15 protein-coding genes, 7 tRNA genes and 1 rRNA gene are annotated in these 16,075 nt (G+C 47.0%); all 23 read right to left on the bottom strand.

The annotated features are described in order from the left end of the window. Positions 1-51: 51 nt before the first annotated feature. Entirely contained in the window at positions 52-891 is an 840-nt protein-coding gene (hisJ, locus tag ASD24_RS10420; protein WP_056695227.1) for a histidinol-phosphatase HisJ, read from the bottom strand. A gap of 12 nt (positions 892-903) precedes the next feature. After that, positions 904-1,644, bottom strand: coding sequence for a bifunctional phosphoribosyl-AMP cyclohydrolase/phosphoribosyl-ATP diphosphatase HisIE (gene hisIE, locus ASD24_RS10415; protein ID WP_056695225.1), 741 nt, complete (start codon positions 1,642-1,644; stop codon positions 904-906). Beyond that, entirely contained in the window at positions 1,637-2,398 is a 762-nt protein-coding gene (gene hisF / locus ASD24_RS10410; RefSeq protein WP_056695221.1) for an imidazole glycerol phosphate synthase subunit HisF, read from the bottom strand. Before hisF ends, hisIE begins: the two co-directional genes overlap by 8 nt. Before the next feature lie 31 nt (positions 2,399-2,429). Beyond that, positions 2,430-3,164, bottom strand: coding sequence for a 1-(5-phosphoribosyl)-5-[(5-phosphoribosylamino)methylideneamino]imidazole-4-carboxamide isomerase (gene hisA, locus ASD24_RS10405; protein WP_056695220.1), 735 nt, complete (start codon positions 3,162-3,164; stop codon positions 2,430-2,432). A gap of 430 nt (positions 3,165-3,594) precedes the next feature. Beyond that, positions 3,595-4,203: an imidazole glycerol phosphate synthase subunit HisH gene (gene hisH / locus ASD24_RS10400; protein ID WP_056695217.1), complete on the bottom strand. Its 609-nt coding sequence runs from the start codon at positions 4,201-4,203 to the stop codon at positions 3,595-3,597. 3 nt (positions 4,204-4,206) lie between these two features. Further along, entirely contained in the window at positions 4,207-4,836 is a 630-nt protein-coding gene (hisB, locus tag ASD24_RS10395) for an imidazoleglycerol-phosphate dehydratase HisB (protein WP_056695215.1), read from the bottom strand. Next, positions 4,829-6,133 carry a histidinol dehydrogenase gene (gene hisD, locus ASD24_RS10390; protein WP_056695213.1) on the bottom strand — a complete coding sequence of 435 codons (1,305 nt, stop codon included), beginning with the start codon at positions 6,131-6,133 and terminating at the stop codon, positions 4,829-4,831. Before hisD ends, hisB begins: the two co-directional genes overlap by 8 nt. Positions 6,134-6,306: 173 nt before the next feature. Beyond that, positions 6,307-6,966 carry an ATP phosphoribosyltransferase gene (gene hisG / locus ASD24_RS10385; protein WP_056695211.1) on the bottom strand — a complete coding sequence of 220 codons (660 nt, stop codon included), beginning with the start codon at positions 6,964-6,966 and terminating at the stop codon, positions 6,307-6,309. Between the two features lies 1 nt (position 6,967). Beyond that, on the bottom strand, positions 6,968-8,194 hold the full coding sequence (locus ASD24_RS10380; RefSeq protein WP_056695210.1) for an ATP phosphoribosyltransferase regulatory subunit: 1,227 nt from the start codon (positions 8,192-8,194) through the stop codon (positions 6,968-6,970). A 573-nt stretch (positions 8,195-8,767) separates the two neighbouring features. Beyond that, on the bottom strand, positions 8,768-9,295 hold the full coding sequence (locus ASD24_RS10375) for an acyltransferase (RefSeq protein ID WP_056695209.1): 528 nt from the start codon (positions 9,293-9,295) through the stop codon (positions 8,768-8,770). Further along, positions 9,292-9,948 (bottom strand): pyrophosphatase PpaX, encoded by a 657-nt coding sequence (gene ppaX / locus ASD24_RS10370; RefSeq protein WP_056695208.1) that lies wholly within the window; start codon positions 9,946-9,948, stop codon positions 9,292-9,294. Before ppaX ends, ASD24_RS10375 begins: the two co-directional genes overlap by 4 nt. A gap of 7 nt (positions 9,949-9,955) precedes the next feature. Next, entirely contained in the window at positions 9,956-11,011 is a 1,056-nt protein-coding gene (gene lgt / locus ASD24_RS10365) for a prolipoprotein diacylglyceryl transferase (RefSeq protein WP_056695207.1), read from the bottom strand. Between the two features lie 229 nt (positions 11,012-11,240). Further along, on the bottom strand, positions 11,241-12,179 hold the full coding sequence (gene hprK / locus ASD24_RS10360; RefSeq protein WP_056695206.1) for an HPr(Ser) kinase/phosphatase: 939 nt from the start codon (positions 12,177-12,179) through the stop codon (positions 11,241-11,243). Positions 12,180-12,547: 368 nt separating this feature from the next. Continuing rightward, on the bottom strand, positions 12,548-13,672 hold the full coding sequence (locus tag ASD24_RS10355) for an ABC transporter ATP-binding protein (protein WP_056695205.1): 1,125 nt from the start codon (positions 13,670-13,672) through the stop codon (positions 12,548-12,550). Positions 13,673-13,775: 103 nt separating this feature from the next. Continuing rightward, entirely contained in the window at positions 13,776-14,954 is a 1,179-nt protein-coding gene (locus ASD24_RS10350) for a PucR family transcriptional regulator (RefSeq protein WP_056695204.1), read from the bottom strand. Positions 14,955-15,203: 249 nt separating this feature from the next. Then, positions 15,204-15,276, bottom strand: a tRNA-Lys gene (locus ASD24_RS10345). Between the two features lie 7 nt (positions 15,277-15,283). Further along, positions 15,284-15,369, bottom strand: a tRNA-Tyr gene (locus ASD24_RS10340). Between the two features lie 12 nt (positions 15,370-15,381). Beyond that, positions 15,382-15,454 (bottom strand) — tRNA-Phe (locus ASD24_RS10335). Positions 15,455-15,474: 20 nt separating this feature from the next. Continuing rightward, a tRNA-Asp gene (locus ASD24_RS10330) sits at positions 15,475-15,552 on the bottom strand. Positions 15,553-15,592: 40 nt separating this feature from the next. Further along, a tRNA-Val gene (locus ASD24_RS10325) sits at positions 15,593-15,668 on the bottom strand. A 9-nt stretch (positions 15,669-15,677) separates the two neighbouring features. Beyond that, positions 15,678-15,754, bottom strand: a tRNA-Met gene (locus tag ASD24_RS10320). A gap of 49 nt (positions 15,755-15,803) precedes the next feature. Further along, positions 15,804-15,895: transfer RNA gene (locus ASD24_RS10315), tRNA-Ser, on the bottom strand. Positions 15,896-15,979: 84 nt separating this feature from the next. Next, positions 15,980-16,075 (bottom strand): 23S ribosomal RNA (locus ASD24_RS10310); the annotation flags it as partial.

Here is a 16,075-nt window from a genome sequence, read left to right as displayed (position 1 = left end):
GGGTTGAAGCCCCTATATAATCCCTTATGAATAAGGTTATTTTCAACCTTATTATACTCTACTGTCTCCTCCATTTAAAGGAACGAAAGAGCGACGGCGACTCTCAAAGACAGCCACCTCGGTACACCCTAACTCACGCAAGAGTGCTTCTGCCTCAGGTAGGTAATCCCCCAGCTTCAAAGGATCATGCGCGTCTGAGCCAAGCGTCAACGGGATACCTAATTCAATCGCTTTCGTCAGCATCCGCCGTCCAGGAAACATCTCAGCACAGGGCTTCGATAACCCTGAGGCATTAAGCTCCATTGCACAGCCGCTCTTAGCTATCGCTTGCAGAGCAGCATTCTCCAGTGCAATACGCTCATCTGCCTCCTCAGATGCAGGGGAGAAGCCGAATCGCTTGATGACGTCCGTATGTCCCATAATGTCATACATTCCCGTTGCAGCTGCCTTACTCACCGCATCATAGTATTGGCGATATACCTCCAACACGTTACGCCCTTCCCAGTGATGCGTTTGACGGAAATCAGTAATATCCCATTCGCCCAGGAAATGTACAGATCCAATGACATAATCCCACGGATACCGTTCAATAATTGCTCGGATCTCATTCTCCCAGCCTTCAATATAATCGCCCTCTAGGCCGACACGTACATCAATCTGACCACGATATTTCTCCTTCAGGGAGAAACATTCCTCAACATAGCGTGGAAGCTCATCCATCGGCATAGCCATCTCGGGATAATAATTGGCTGGATCTACATGGAGTAACGGCATATGATCAGACAGCCCAATCTGGGATAGCCCAATGTCTACGCCACGCTTCACATACTCTTCCAACTTACCAACGGCATGACCACACCGCTCATGATGTGTATGATAGTCTATTCGCACGCCTGTCTCCTCCTAATCGCGGCGAGGCCGCTCGTGACGACGGCTCAGCTCTGACATAATATCGTCCAGTGGCAACTTGCGCTCTTGAAGGAGAACGAGCAAGTGATACATGAGGTCACTGACTTCCAGACGCAGCTCGTCATTATCTTTATTTTTCGCGGCAATGATCGTCTCCGATGCTTCTTCACCGATTTTTTTGAGAATTTTATCTACGCCCTTGTCGAAAAGATACGTTGTATAAGCACCTTCTGGGCGCTCACGCTCACGTTCTGCAATGACAGATTCAAGTTCACCAAGTACAGCAAAACGTGCCTCCGCTTCGCTCAGCGCTGCATCATTCTGACCAGAAGACGTGCTATTCGCTTCGCTTGCTTGTTCGGACGCTTCTGGCAAACCAGTGATTTCATTGTGGAAACAAGTCACTTCACCTGTATGGCAAGCTGGTCCATTCGGTTTAACCTCAACAAGTAACGTATCACCATCGCAATCATATTTTAGCGAAGTGATCTGTTGTACGTTGCCTGATGTTGCTCCTTTGTGCCATAGCTCTTGACGAGAACGCGACCAGAACCACGTTTCACCAGATTCCAGCGACAGCTTCAAAGACTCCCGGTTCATGTAAGCCATCATCAAGACGTCACGAGTCTCAGCATCCTGTACAATGGCAGGTACCAATCCATCGTTCCAGCGGATATGCTCCACTACCTGTGTAAGGGACAATTGTTCCTTGATTTCATTACTTCTATCACTCACGGATCTCCACCCCTTGTTCGCTCAAATGTTGTTTTAGCGCCGGTACGGCGATTTCTTTATAATGGAATATCGTTGCTGCGAGCCCCGCATCCGCTTTACCCGCCGTGAACACATCGTAGAAGTGGGATTCCTTGCCGGCACCGCCTGAGGCGATAACCGGTATACGCACCAATTCAGATACCGCAGCTGTCAGCTTTAGATCGAAGCCATCTTTGGTACCATCCGCATCCATGCTTGTCAGCAAGATTTCACCTGCTCCTAATTCTTCAGCCTGCTTGACCCATTCAAGCGCCTTGATGCCTGAAGCTTTCCGGCCTCCATGGGTATAGACTTCCCACTCGCCCCAAGCATCGTTGTACTTGGCATCCACCGCTACCACAATACACTGGGAACCGAAGCGACGTGCCCCATCTGCAATCAACTGTGGATTAAGCACTGCTGCTGTATTAACGGCAATTTTGTCCGCGCCTGCTCGCAAAATACGTTTCATATCTTCAACCTTGGAGATACCTCCACCCACCGTAAATGGAATCGCAATTTCGCCAGCCGTTTGACGTACGACTTCTTCCATCGTTTCTCGTCCTTCTACCGAAGCGGAAATATCGAGGAATACCAGTTCGTCGGCACCCTCACGATCATATAGCGCCGCCAGCTCAACCGGATCACCCGCATCGCGAAGATTGACGAAGTTAACGCCTTTGACAACCCGTCCGTCCTTCACGTCCAGACAAGGAATGATTCTTTTTGCCAGCATGCTCCTCTTCCTCTCTACTCGAATATCTCGCTTATTTATTCACCGAACGTACCGCTTCAGTCAGATCGATGCTACCTGTATATAGCGCTTTGCCCACGATTGCTCCACCTACGCCATCATCTGCATGGCGGCTAAGGCGAAGTAGATCATCCATCACACTCACACCACCGGAAGCAATGACGGTTCTGCCGCTCGCCTTCGCTAGAGACACAATCGCTTCCACATTTGGTCCTTGCATCATGCCGTCCCGAGAAATATCAGTGAAGATAAATGTTTCTGCGCCGAATGCAGCCAGCTCCTTCGCCAGCACTTCCGCCTGAACCTCTGATGTTTCGAGCCAGCCTCGTGTAGCGACATAACCATTACGAGCATCTATCCCGATGGCAACCTTATCGCCGTATCGTCCCAATACTTCCTCCGTAAAAGCACGATCCTCAATCGCCGCTGTTCCAATAATAAGTCGGCTAACGCCAAGTCCGAGCAAACGCTCCACATCGGCAACTGTACGAAGACCGCCACCTACCTGAACAGGCACGTTTACTGCTGAAGCGATTCGACCGATCAGCTCATCATTAACGGGATGTCCAGCCTTAGCACCGTCCAGATCTACGAGATGAACATATGTACCGCCTTGCTTCTCCCAAGATAGGGCAACTTGTACAGGGTCGTCGTTGTATACCGTCTCCTGATTGTAATCGCCTTGCACCAGTCTTACACATTTACCGTCCCGGATATCAATTGCTGGATATATGATAAAAGATGACATACAAGCCCTCCTGATTATCGCTTTATAGAGGTTGTTCAAAAAGTCTGCTTTTGATTACGAAGAATGCTTGACGGCATCTCAGCATCGAATTTGGAATTCAGCCGAAATAAGTGGATGCTTACACAGCTTGTTTCCTTCGGAAACAATGTAGTTGATCACGTAGTCCTGCCTACGCTCCGCTACTCCATTTCTAGCTTCATCCCATCTTATCGGTACTGAAAACCGTTCTTTTTGAACACGCACTTATAGCTGATATTTAGTTTAGAGTAGCATTTCATTTCAGAACTCACTACTCTCTTGCACGATGATCCAATCTGACCTCAATGTACCGAATAGAAATTACGTTGTCTTACACAAGTTATTCAGATCATTCCGGTGAAGCTCTAATTTGAACACTATTAATGCTCAAACATATACAGGCCGTTTACGTTTACGTTAAAGCCAAGAAATTACCCAGAAGCTTCATACCTAGCTCGCCGCTCTTTTCCGGATGGAACTGCATACCGAAGTTTGATCCTCTACCCACAATAGCCGTCACAGGATGTCCGTAATCGGTGACTGCCAGTAGATCACTTTGCACTTCAGTAACTGCATGATATGAATGGACGAAATACACGTGTCCTGCATCCAGACCAGCCAACAACGGGCTTTCCGGTTGTAGGAATTCCAGACGGTTCCAGCCCATATGTGGAACTTTCAGCTCGCCTGGGGCGAAGCGCACCACTTTACCCGGTAAAATGTTCAGTCCTTCATGTTCCCCGTGCTCTTCGCTAGAGCTGAACAATAACTGCATTCCAAGACAAATACCGAGCAAAGGTTTCGACCCAGCAGCAGCTTCTTTAACTACAGCATCCAGTCCGCTCTCCCGTAGATGCTCCATCGCATCACCAAATGCACCTACACCGGGCAGAATCACACCAGCTGCACCCAGAATCGCCTCACGGTCTCCCGTTACCAGCGCTTCATAACCTAGACGTTCGACCGCTTTGCCGACGCTGTGCAGGTTCCCCATACCGTAATCGACAATTGCAATCGCCATCGTCTACAGCACTCCCTTCGTGGAAGGCACACCCGTTACACGTGGATCAATCATCGTTGCCTCATCCAATGCCCGACCAAGTGCCTTGAATATTGCTTCAATCATATGATGTGTGTTTTGTCCGTAGTGCACAATCACATGTAAGGTAATCCGAGCTTCCAATGCCAATTTCCACAGAAACTCATGCACAAGCTCTGTTGAGAAGCTACCTACCTGCTGGGATGGATATTCTGCACGATACTCAAAGTGAGGACGGTTGCTGACATCAATGATGACCTGAGCGAGAGCCTCATCCATAGGTACGAATACACTGGCATAACGCTTAATGCCCCGTTTGTCACCCAATGCTTCTCGTAAAGTCTGTCCGAGACAGATGCCGATGTCCTCTACAGTGTGGTGATCATCAATATCAATGTCCCCGCGCGCTTGTACGTTTAGATCGAATTGTCCGTGCTTCGTGAACAGATCCAGCATGTGATTCAGAAATGGAACATCCGTCTCAATCACCGATTGACCCGTTCCATCTACGGCAAATGCGAGTTGAATATTGGTCTCATTCGTTTTGCGGTCTACCTGTGCTTCGCGCACAGTACCTTTGTTCTCTAGTCCTAAGCCATTCTCTTGATTATCCATTATCTGATTCCGCCTTTCCTTCCTGTTCTAACCGCACAGCGATTGCGCGGGCGTGTCCTTCAAGACCTTCATGCCGAGCCAATTCTATAATAGCTGCTCCGTTCTGGAGCAACGCTTCCTTGCTGTAATAGATCAAGCTGGATTTCTTAATAAAATCATCCACATCCACCGGTGAACTGAACCGGGCTGTACCATTCGTCGGAATAATATGATTCGGGCCGGCAAAATAATCCCCTACCGGTTCCGAGCTATATGGGCCTAAGAAGATGGCACCAGCGTTCTCAATCCGTCCGGCGTAAGCCATCGGCTCTTGCACCATAATCTCTAAGTGCTCCGGTGCAAGACGATTCACCACATCAATTCCTTCATCTAAGGAATCAACCACGATAATTGCACCATACTGCTCCACCGAAGCAGCCGCTATATCTCTACGCGGCAACACTTCCAGTTGCTGCTTCACCTCGGTCTGCACGGCTTCCGCCAGCGTAGCCGAAGTCGTGACGAGAATAGCCGATGCCATCTCGTCATGTTCCGCCTGCGACAATAAGTCTGCGGCAACATACACCGGGTTCGCCGTGTCATCGGCGAGCACCACAATCTCACTCGGCCCCGCGATACTGTCGATATCGACTGCCCCATACACCTCGCGCTTCGCGAGCGCCACGTAAATATTGCCCGGTCCACAGATCTTATCCACCGGGGCAATACTCTCCGTGCCATAGGCGAGGGCGGCGATGGCTTGCGCGCCGCCAACCCGGTACATCTCGCTTACGCCTGCTTCCGCAGCAGCCACGAGAATGTACGGGTTAATGCCTTCGCCACCATTAGTGGATGGCGGCGTCACCAGAACAATCTCCGGCACACCCGCTACCTGTGCCGGAATCACATTCATCAGCACCGACGAAGGGTACGCTGCTTTGCCGCCAGGTACATACACACCGACCCGCTTCAGCGGTCGGATTACCTGGCCCAGCAGACTGCCGTCTGGCTGCCAATCCATCCAAGAATTGCGTTTCTGCTTCTCATGAAACGCACGAATATTAGCGGCGGCCTGCCGAATCGCCGTTACAAATGATGGCTCCACCGCGGCATACGCTGCTTGTAGCTCTTCCTGCGGCACACGAAGCTCTGAAGCCGCGAGCTTCGTCCGATCCAGTTGCTCTGTGTATCGGAGCAACGCAGTATCACCTTCTCGGCGGATGTCACTGACAATGCGCCGTACAGTTTCATTTTGCTCAGGTGTACCATATTCGACTTCCCGCTTCAGATTAAACTCCCGTGCAGGTACAATCTTCATGCATATAACCTCCTTCTCTCCTGTAATACCACCATGCTATATGATCATTCTTTGATATCCATAATTTCTATCAAGCCGCAGTTTCGCTCCAAGTGTAGTCTTAGTACACCATGCTCCGCTACGCATTTACGAGGCCTGCTACATGTCCATGATAATAAGATAAGAGGCTTTCGTCAGCCTCTCAGTATCCCACTAGGCGTCTCCGTCGATGCTGGAATAACCCTCTGCAATGCATCGCATAACGATTGAATCCGATCATTCTTCATCCGATAACTAACTCGGTTAGCAATAAGGCGACTGGTGATATCCAGAATCGAATTCATTTCCACTAGTCCATTCTCACGTAGCGTCTGCCCCGTCTCTACTAGATCGACGATTCGGTCGGCTAGGCCAATTAGTGGCGCAAGCTCAATAGAGCCGTTCAGCTTAATGACTTCCACCTGCTGTCCTTGTTCTCTGAAATATTGGGAAGCAATGATCGGGTATTTGGTTGCTACACGTTGCTGAATACCTGGCTTCCAATCAGGAAGCCCAATAACGGACATCCGGCACTGTGCAATTCCCAGGTTGAGCAGCTCATAGACATCCCGGTTTTCCTCAAGCAGTACGTCCTTGCCCACGATCCCGATATCAGCCACACCATATTCTACATAGGTCGGGACATCCACAGGCTTCGCCATAATAAACTCCATGCCAGCTTCCGGCACCTCGATCACCAGCTTGCGTGTGTCATCCACATCAACGGGAATGTCGAGACCTGCTTCACGGAATAACTTTGAAGCTTTTTTATAGATTCGTCCCTTAGGCATTGCTACCTTCAAAATATCCGACATCTCAGCGTGCTCCCCTTTCTTCAGATGTATAACGAATGACCTCGGCATACCGCTTGTCACTCCGCACTTCTTGTTCACCAGAGGTTACAGCTACTTTCGCCGTTTCAGTATTGCTCTTCTCTTCGGAGAGAAGGGATGTCACAACATTCTTTCCTAAACTGCGTAACCGCGCTGCTTCCGTAAGTGCTTCAGCTCGGCATTCAGACTGATATTCAATCAGCACAGGCTTTTCTTCTTCTATTGTAATGCCATGTACTCCGTCGATAATTCGGTTTGTTTTGAGTGCAAATCCCGTAGCCGGAAGCGCACGTCCAAACTGCTGCAGCAGATTATCATATCGTCCACCACTGCATACAGGCGATCCAAGCTCGGCCGCATAACCTTCAAATGTCATACCTGTATAATACGAGAAGTCACCAATCATCGTCAGATCGATCAACACATGCTCAGAGACTCCATACGCCTCTAACACCTCAAATACTGCACACAGATGGGCGATAGACTCTGCTGCTTCTGGACTGGAGCTTAACTGGGCTGCTTGAGCACAGATCTCTTTGCCACCTCGCAAACGTAGAATCGCCTCAAGTTGCGCCTTCAACTTCGGTTCAAGATCGAGCGCTTCAATAGATTCCCGATAACCAACGTAGTCCCGCCCGAGCAATCCATTCTTCAATTCTTGCTGCTGTGCGGTCTGCCCTGGGATAACCTCTTCCAACAATCCATTCAGGAAACCCATGTGACCCATCGCTATTTTAAAAGAAGACACACCCGCTGCCTGTAATGAGGCAATCGCCAAAGCAACCACTTCTGCATCCGCTTCAGGGGAATCATCACCCACAAGTTCAACACCCGTCTGGAAAAACTCCGCTTCACGTCCCGCTTCCTCTTCAATGGAGCGGAACACATTCGCATGATAAGACAAACGGAGGGGAAGTGGCTCATCCTTCAGTAGAGAAGATACAACCCGTGCAATAGGAGCTGTCAGATCCGATCTCAACACGAGCGTTGTTCCTCGGCTATTCAGCAACTTGAACAATTTACGATCTGAGGTAGAGCTGGCTACACCTACCGTGTCGTAATACTCAATCGTTGGCGTCATAATCTGGCGATAACCCCAGCGTTCCATGCATTCTAGTGCATTTCGCTCAATCGTTCTCAGCTTGTTCACGACAAGCGGTGTATAGTCACGGAAACCCGTCGGTTTCTCGAAGCCTTTTGGTTTAGACATTAGTATCATTCACCCCGAGTCAGTAGTTTGGATTGTGCAGCAGTCTGTATATTGATTCTTGCATCCATTCATTCGTCCACTTGCATTTCAATCTGTATCTCAACAGGATTTATGTAAATAGCATCTGTTTCAACCGAAGTCACAAATGCCTTCGCAAATCCTCTATACGTTCATCTGTGAAGCCGTTCTTGTGCTCTAGCTGCTATGCAGCGCATTATTTCTATGAAGTCGAACCCTCAGAGAAGAGAATATGAAGTTCACACTCTGCTGCTCTTTGCTTTCGTATGGTAAAGTGCTAACAAACTAAAGGATATGGGATATGATAACATGAATGACTCCACATCGTCAACAAAACCACACAGCTAGCCAGCCATCTTCCTTCTATGGTTTACCCGCATTTTACAAGCGTGACGAGAGAATATTTATATATGAAAAAAGCTGCCCTTAGCAGCTTCTCTCTCAGCGGTTCAGACTTCACCTTACCACTGGATATTTCTTATTAGTTCCTATGGCTCTAAACTTAAGTCACAGGTATACATGTTTCAAATGTCGTTTTCCAACGACCTTCGTTTCCTAAACTGGTTCCTCTGTATTCACGAGCATATCTTGCTCAGTAGTTGCAGACCGGGATAGATCCCGTAGTGGATTACCTCCCACAAAGGCTCCTGGCGCAACATCCTTGTGAACCACAGCGCCTGCTGCAACCACAGCTCCATCCCCGATGGTTACCCCCGGCAAGATGGTTGTATTCGCACCAATAAGTACATTTTCACCGATAATGACCTCGCCCAGCCTGTACTCTTTGATGAGATATTCATGAGCCAGAATGGTCGTGTTGTATCCGATGACTGAGTTTTCGCCCACCGTGATTTTCTCCGGGAAAAACACATCTACCATCACCATTAAGCCAAATGCCGTATGTTTACCTACCTTCATGCCAAGCATTCGGCGATAGATCCAGTTCTTTACCGATAGAATCGGACAGTAACGTGATAGCTGAATCCAGATAAAATTACGAACACCTTTCCATGGGCTTACAGTCTGATAGATATGCCATAATGCATTATGACCTTCTACCGGATAGCGGGTTACTTTTCTCATGTACGTCTCGCTTCAATACCTGTGAGTACAAGCAGATCCCTCATATCGTGCACAATATGATCCGGGTTGTATTCTTTCAGTTTCTCTTCTCCCTTGAGAGACCAGGCCACACCTACGGAGAGTGCACCTGCATTTTGAGCCGACTGAATATCCACGGGGCTGTCCCCAATCATCAATGTTTTGGTAGGATCGGCACCAAGCTCGTTCATCGCCTTCAATACCGGCTCAGCATGAGGTTTCGGATGTGTTACATCCGTGACTGTTACAATCGTTTGCATATACTTGAGCAAGTCGAAGCGCTCTAACACTTTAAGTGTGGATGGACGAATTTTCGTTGTCACGACTCCCATTACGATACCTGCTTGATGAAGAGCTTCAATAACCTCCAACACATAAGGGAAAGGCTGCACCATTGCCTCATGGTGAATATCGTTATATGCACGGTAGCCCTTCACATACTTAGAGACATCCTCTTGTCCAGAAAATGTGCGCATCTGCTGTTCCAGCGTGCCACCCATATGTGGAATAATTTCTTCCCTTGTCCACGGAGCTGAATGCTCCCATTCTCCCATTACATGTAGGAACGAGCTGATGATCAACTCATTCGTATCTATAATCGTTCCATCGAGATCAAACAAAACCGTGTTGATCATACCTGCATTACTCCTTTTTGTCTTCAGCTTGCCTCTGCTCTTCTCTAGCTAGCGTTGATGTTGTTTTGTCTTCTTTGCTGTCTTTGCCAGCACCTGTACCTGGCGCACCTGTCTGTGGCATATCATCCGATGGTTCCGAAGGTACTTTCGTCGATACGATTGGATCACTATAACGTACATCTGCACGACCCGTCACTCTTCTTACCACAATGAATAATACCGCAACAATGATAATAGCGATCGCCAGCAGTTGCGAAATTCTAACGTTGCCGTACGCTGGATCTAGATACCCTTGCTCGAAGCCCATTGCTGTCATTGGAGACCACATCCCATTTACGACAGAAGCCACCCATGCTGGTGCTTGGAACCCAAGACTATCTGTACGCAACGCTTCAATGAAGAAACGACCGATAGAGTACCAGATAAAATAAGACATGAATAGTTCGCCTGCACGTAGAAACTTCTGACGACGCAATACGAGTAGAATCCCTAATCCTACCAGGCTCCATAACGATTCATACAAGAACGCCGGATGATGGAATACACCATTTACGTTCATCTGATTGACGATAAAGTCCGGAAGATGCAGATTGTTCCGCAAAAATGACTCCTCTACAGGTCCGCCGTAGGCTTCCTGATTCACGAAGTTCCCCCAACGCCCAATCATCTGTCCAACGATGAGACCAGGCGCGCAAATGTCGGCCATACGCCAGAAGTTATATCCTTTACGACGGAAGAAAATAACTGCACATATAATTGCACCAATTAGTGCGCCATAAATGGCGATGCCGCCATTCCATATTTTAAATACATCCCAGAAATTATCCTTATAATCGTCCCATTTAAATGCCACATAATAAATTCTGGCCCCAATAATAGCAGACGGTACGCCGAGCAGAACCATGTCCATGAACACTTCTTGCGGGATGGCATACCGTTTCCCCTCCTGAATGACCAGCAATAGACCTACAAGCGCTGCTGCACCCAGAATTAATCCGTACCAGTGAACCGTCAGCGATCCAATAGAGAACGCAACCGGGTCCAACAGTAATAATGTATCCATTCATTCACACTCCTATAAATTCACTCATGCCACTCACTCTCACACTATACAATCCACACAGCAACTCATGCTATTTACGGATCTAAGAACAAAAAGAATCTCTTAATTACAGACCATATACGTAAATGGTTCTGTACTGTGCAAATTTCCTGCGTAACCTATATCCAAGAAAAAGTGGTATAGCAAAGCACAGCTTTGTCTCATACCACAATCCCTTGAACTATTTCATTTAATCCATGTCTTCCATATCTTCTGAGATGGTTGCTGTCAACTTATTCGTAAACTGCAGAGCCGCATTCAATCCCATTTGCTTCAGACGGTAGTTCATGGCTGCAACTTCGATGATTACAGCTAGATTTCGACCAGGACGAACCGGGATCGTAACCAGAGGTACATCCGTATCAATAATTCGTGTAGTCTCCTCGTCCAATCCAAGACGGTCATACTGCTTGTCTTGTTGCCATGCTTCAAGTCGAACCACAAGTGTAATCCGTTTATTGTTACGTACAGCACCCGCACCGAACAGGGTCATAACGTTGATAATGCCAACTCCGCGAATCTCCAGCAAATGACGAATCAACTCTGGTGCTGTTCCGTGAAGCTGGAAGTCGGAGGTTTGGCGAATCTCTACCGCATCATCGGCAATCAAGCGATGTCCACGTTTAACCAATTCCAAGGCCGTCTCACTTTTACCGATACCACTGCTTCCCGTAATCAACATCCCTACACCATACACATCACACAAAACACCATGGATGGTCGCTGTTGGTGCCAGCTTGCCCTCAAGGAAACCAGTAATCCGGCTCGACAGAATCGTCGTTGCCATATTACTACGAAGTACAGCGAGGTTTTGCTCTTCACTGATATCGATCAGCTCTTGTGGAACGTCCAGCCCACGCGTGACAACAATACAAGGTGTCTCTTCTGTGCATAGACGCTGCATCCGATCACGGCGTTCTTGTTCAGGGAGCATTGCAAAAAAGGCCAGCTCGGTTCTTCCAAGAAGCTGTACCCGTTCTTGTGGGTGATATTCAAAATAACCAGCCATTTCTAGGCCAGGTCTGTTCAGATCGTCTACTGTAATGAATCTCTTTAATCCATGAGATCCTGAAACAACTTCAAGCTGAAATTGTTGCACTAACTCGGATACTTTCACTTTTTTCGCCATTTTGTCTCTTCCTTTCAGCATTCGCTGCCTCTGTATGTACATCAAGATGACACAACATTTCACTACTTTAAGAGCGCATTCAGTTTGTTTCCATTTGCAGCCTATACGAAACGTCGATTAACGTCATTCAGCGAAGACAGACCACAGTTATCGGATGTTTTCCATGCAGATATAGCATACTCAAGCTCTGTTTCATCAATCGATAACCTTCAAATAATCTTAAATGAATTCACCGCTGAATGCAATCTTGGACTACGCCTGTTATTAGTCAAAAAAGCCCCTTCCAGCAATAACGGAAGGGGCTCTGAATACAATGTATGATTGCGTTAACTGATAGATTTCATCGTTACCGAGGAATCCCAGTAATATTAGTCTTGAAGAAGTACGTTCACTTCAGTCTCTTTGTCAAAGATATGAACTTTGTTCATGTCAATTGCCATTTTAACTGTGGAACCATCACGAGTGTTAGAACGTCCGTCTACACGTGCAATTGTAGTATCGTTACCTACGCCGCTCAAGTAGAGGAGCATTTCGTGACCCAAGTTCTCTGTTACATCTACGTGTGTAGAGAATACAGAGTTCGGGGATGCTTCCAAGAATACTGGCTCTTCGTGGATATCTTCTGGACGAACACCCAGAATCACTTCTTTACCAATATATCCTCTGGATTTCAACACTTGTGCTTTACCTTGTGGGATTTCAACATCTACACCTGGAGCTACGAAGTGCAAGTTAGCACCTTGCTCAGCCAGTTTACCCGAGATAAAGTTCATTGTTGGGGAACCGATAAATCCAGCTACGAACAGGTTAGCCGGCAAGTTATACAGTTCTTCCGGAGAAGCAGCTTGTTGGATGATACCATCCTTCATAACTACGATCCGGTCACCCATCGTCATTGCTTCGATCTGGTCATGCGTTACGTAGATAACAGTTGTTTCCAAACGTTTAGCCAGTTTTGTGATTTCCGCACGCATCTGACCACGAAGTTTAGCATCCAAGTTGGAGAGTGGCTCATCCATCAAGAAGACTTGTGGATCACGGACAATCGCACGTCCTAGAGCGACACGCTGACGTTGACCACCGGACAATGCCTTAGGTTTACGCTCAAGCAAATGCTCGATATCCAAGATTCTAGCTGCTTCACGTACACGTTTGTCGATCTCGTCTTTTTTTACTTTACGCAATTTCAAACCAAACGCCATGTTTTGATATACGCTCATATGCGGATACAAGGCATAGGATTGGAATACCATCGCGATATCGCGGTCTTTAGGAGCAACATCATTTACGACACGGTCACCGATATAGAGTTTACCTTCGGAAATTTCCTCAAGGCCTGCGATCATACGCAGTGTTGTTGATTTACCACAACCGGACGGACCTACCAGTACCAAAAATTCTTTATCTTTAATGTCCAGGTTAATGTCAACTACTGTTGCTTTATCGGAACCCGGGTATTTTTTGAAAATATGCTCTAAACGTACACCTGCCATGATTGTTGCCTCCTCAGAGATCATTTTGTAATCGAATACATTTTGTAGTTTTATAATAACCCATGCATGTGATGTTTGACTATTCGCAAACTGCACAAAAATATCAGAGCTTTTTCGTCACTTTGTACATAAGCAGCAAAAGCCGCACTAGAACAGCACTTTCAAAGCTTCTAACATCGTATCCAATCTCTTGTTTGATCTTATCCAGACGATAAACCAGTGTATTCCGGTGGATAAAAAGACGCTTGGCCGTCTCGCTCACATTGCAATCCAAGCTAAAAAAGGTCTCTAGCGTTGTGAGGGTCTCACTATCGTTAAATATTGTGGTATCTTTACCTGTATCCTTGATGAACCGGAGCCGCTGCTGCTCAGGAATACTTGCAACAACTTGTTCTAGTTGTAGATTCCAAGGAAGATGAATATGCTGTGCGACATGGAATGCCCTGCCTAACTGTACACTTTCCTGCAAAAGCGCAGTAGCAGGCGCCAGTTGAGTTACTGGGTGACAAGGTAACAATGCAGATAGATGGAAGACACCCGCCCATTCACTCGCTACCAATTCATATAGTCCGAGACAGAAGGCATTAAGCAGATCTTTTCTTGCCTCAATGGTATCTTCCTCAACCTCACCCATAACAATCTCTTCATCAGCAAGAAAGACCCACTCTTGTTCTCTCATAGGAATTAATATAATTAACTCACCGAAGTAACTCTCCAATAATTTATTAAGCTCTTTGGAGCGAATTCGATGAGCATCCGGTGTTTCACATTGCAGCAAAAAAGGAATTTTCTCTGTGCTCAGCTCGGCCGTAATCGATAAATGCTCCGGTACCGATTCATATTGGGATGGATCGTTCATCTGCTGTACAAGCCATTGTCCCAGTTCAGCAAGTTGCTGCTCTCGATCACTTTCATATACTACAGGTGCTTCTTCGAGTGATGCTTCTGTATAGTTAAGGATTAGAAGTTCAATGAGACCCTTGGTTTCTCTAGTTATTGCTTCAGTAGAGCATCCCCAACATATAATATTTCCTTCTTTGGCATTCACTCCGACTTTAAAATAAATCCGTTCCCCCGTGCTCAAACTCCGGGCTTCAGTATAGGTAACTCTTTCTGGCTCGCTCAGCTGACCGCCGGGCGTTCCATTATAGGTAGAGTTATCGTAGTTATGATTGAATAACTTAGCCGCTGACTCTTCCCATTCTTCTATAGTAACTTCATATTCATCTAATGTAGTGCCGATAACTGTTTCAATTTGTTGTTTAAGACCTGGTATGATCATAATATGAACGTCACCACTCTGTTTTTTCTACTATCTTATCATATCCTAAGGGAGATCGCCTTTTACCTATTGGTTTATAACAATGATTACGAAAATATATAATTTATTGTGTATTGGCAGCTAACCTTTTTATCTATGTTCCCTAGAATATTCACTAAACACTCGGCTACTAATTAGTTAGTTTTATTTTCAAAACAACAAAAAAAGAGTGAATAATCATGTTAATGATTATTCACTCTTTCTATAAGATGAGTCATGAAGGGCTCGAACCTTCGACACCCTGATTAAAAGTCAGGTGCTCTACCAACTGAGCTAATGACTCATAAAACTGGTGGAGGATGATGGATTCGAACCACCGAACCCGTACGGGAGCAGATTTACAGTCTGATGCGTTTGGCCGCTTCGCTAATCCTCCAAAATAATAAGGTGGCTCGGGACGGAATCGAACCGCCGACACGAGGATTTTCAGTCCTCTGCTCTACCGACTGAGCTACCGAGCCTTATTTTGTTTTGGGATTAATGGCGGAACCGACGGGATTCGAACCCGCGATCTCCTGCGTGACAGGCAGGCATGTTAGGCCAACTACACCACGGTTCCAGGCATTAATGGTGTACCAGTTGAGCTACACCGGCGTATATGGTGGAGGCTGAGGGGATCGAACCCCCGACCCTCTGCTTGTAAGGCAGATGCTCTCCCAGCTGAGCTAAGCCTCCTGGGTAATATGGTAGCGGCGGAGGGGATCGAACCCCCGACCTTACGGGTATGAACCGTACGCTCTAGCCAGCTGAGCTACACCGCCATATTAATGAATTGTCTTGATTGCTTGTCCATCTCCATTAGAATAAAGATGGCGGAGAGAGAGGGATTCGAACCCTCGCACCGTTTACACAGCCTAACCCCTTAGCAGAGGGTCCCCTTATAGCCACTTGGGTATCTCTCCAAATAACAATCATAAACAATGATTACAAGGATTGCTCCTTGAAAACTAGATTCGAAACGAAAGTCTGCGATGTAGAACTTGCAATTGGATAAGCCCTCGACCGATTAGTACTGGTCAGCTCCATGCATTACTGCACTTCCACCCCCAGCCTATCTACCTCGTCGTCTTCAGTCGTCTTCA

The sequence above is a fragment of the Paenibacillus sp. Root52 genome, assembly GCF_001426865.1.
GTDB lineage: Bacteria > Bacillota > Bacilli > Paenibacillales > Paenibacillaceae > Paenibacillus.
This window is presented reverse-complemented; position numbering and strand designations above follow the sequence as displayed.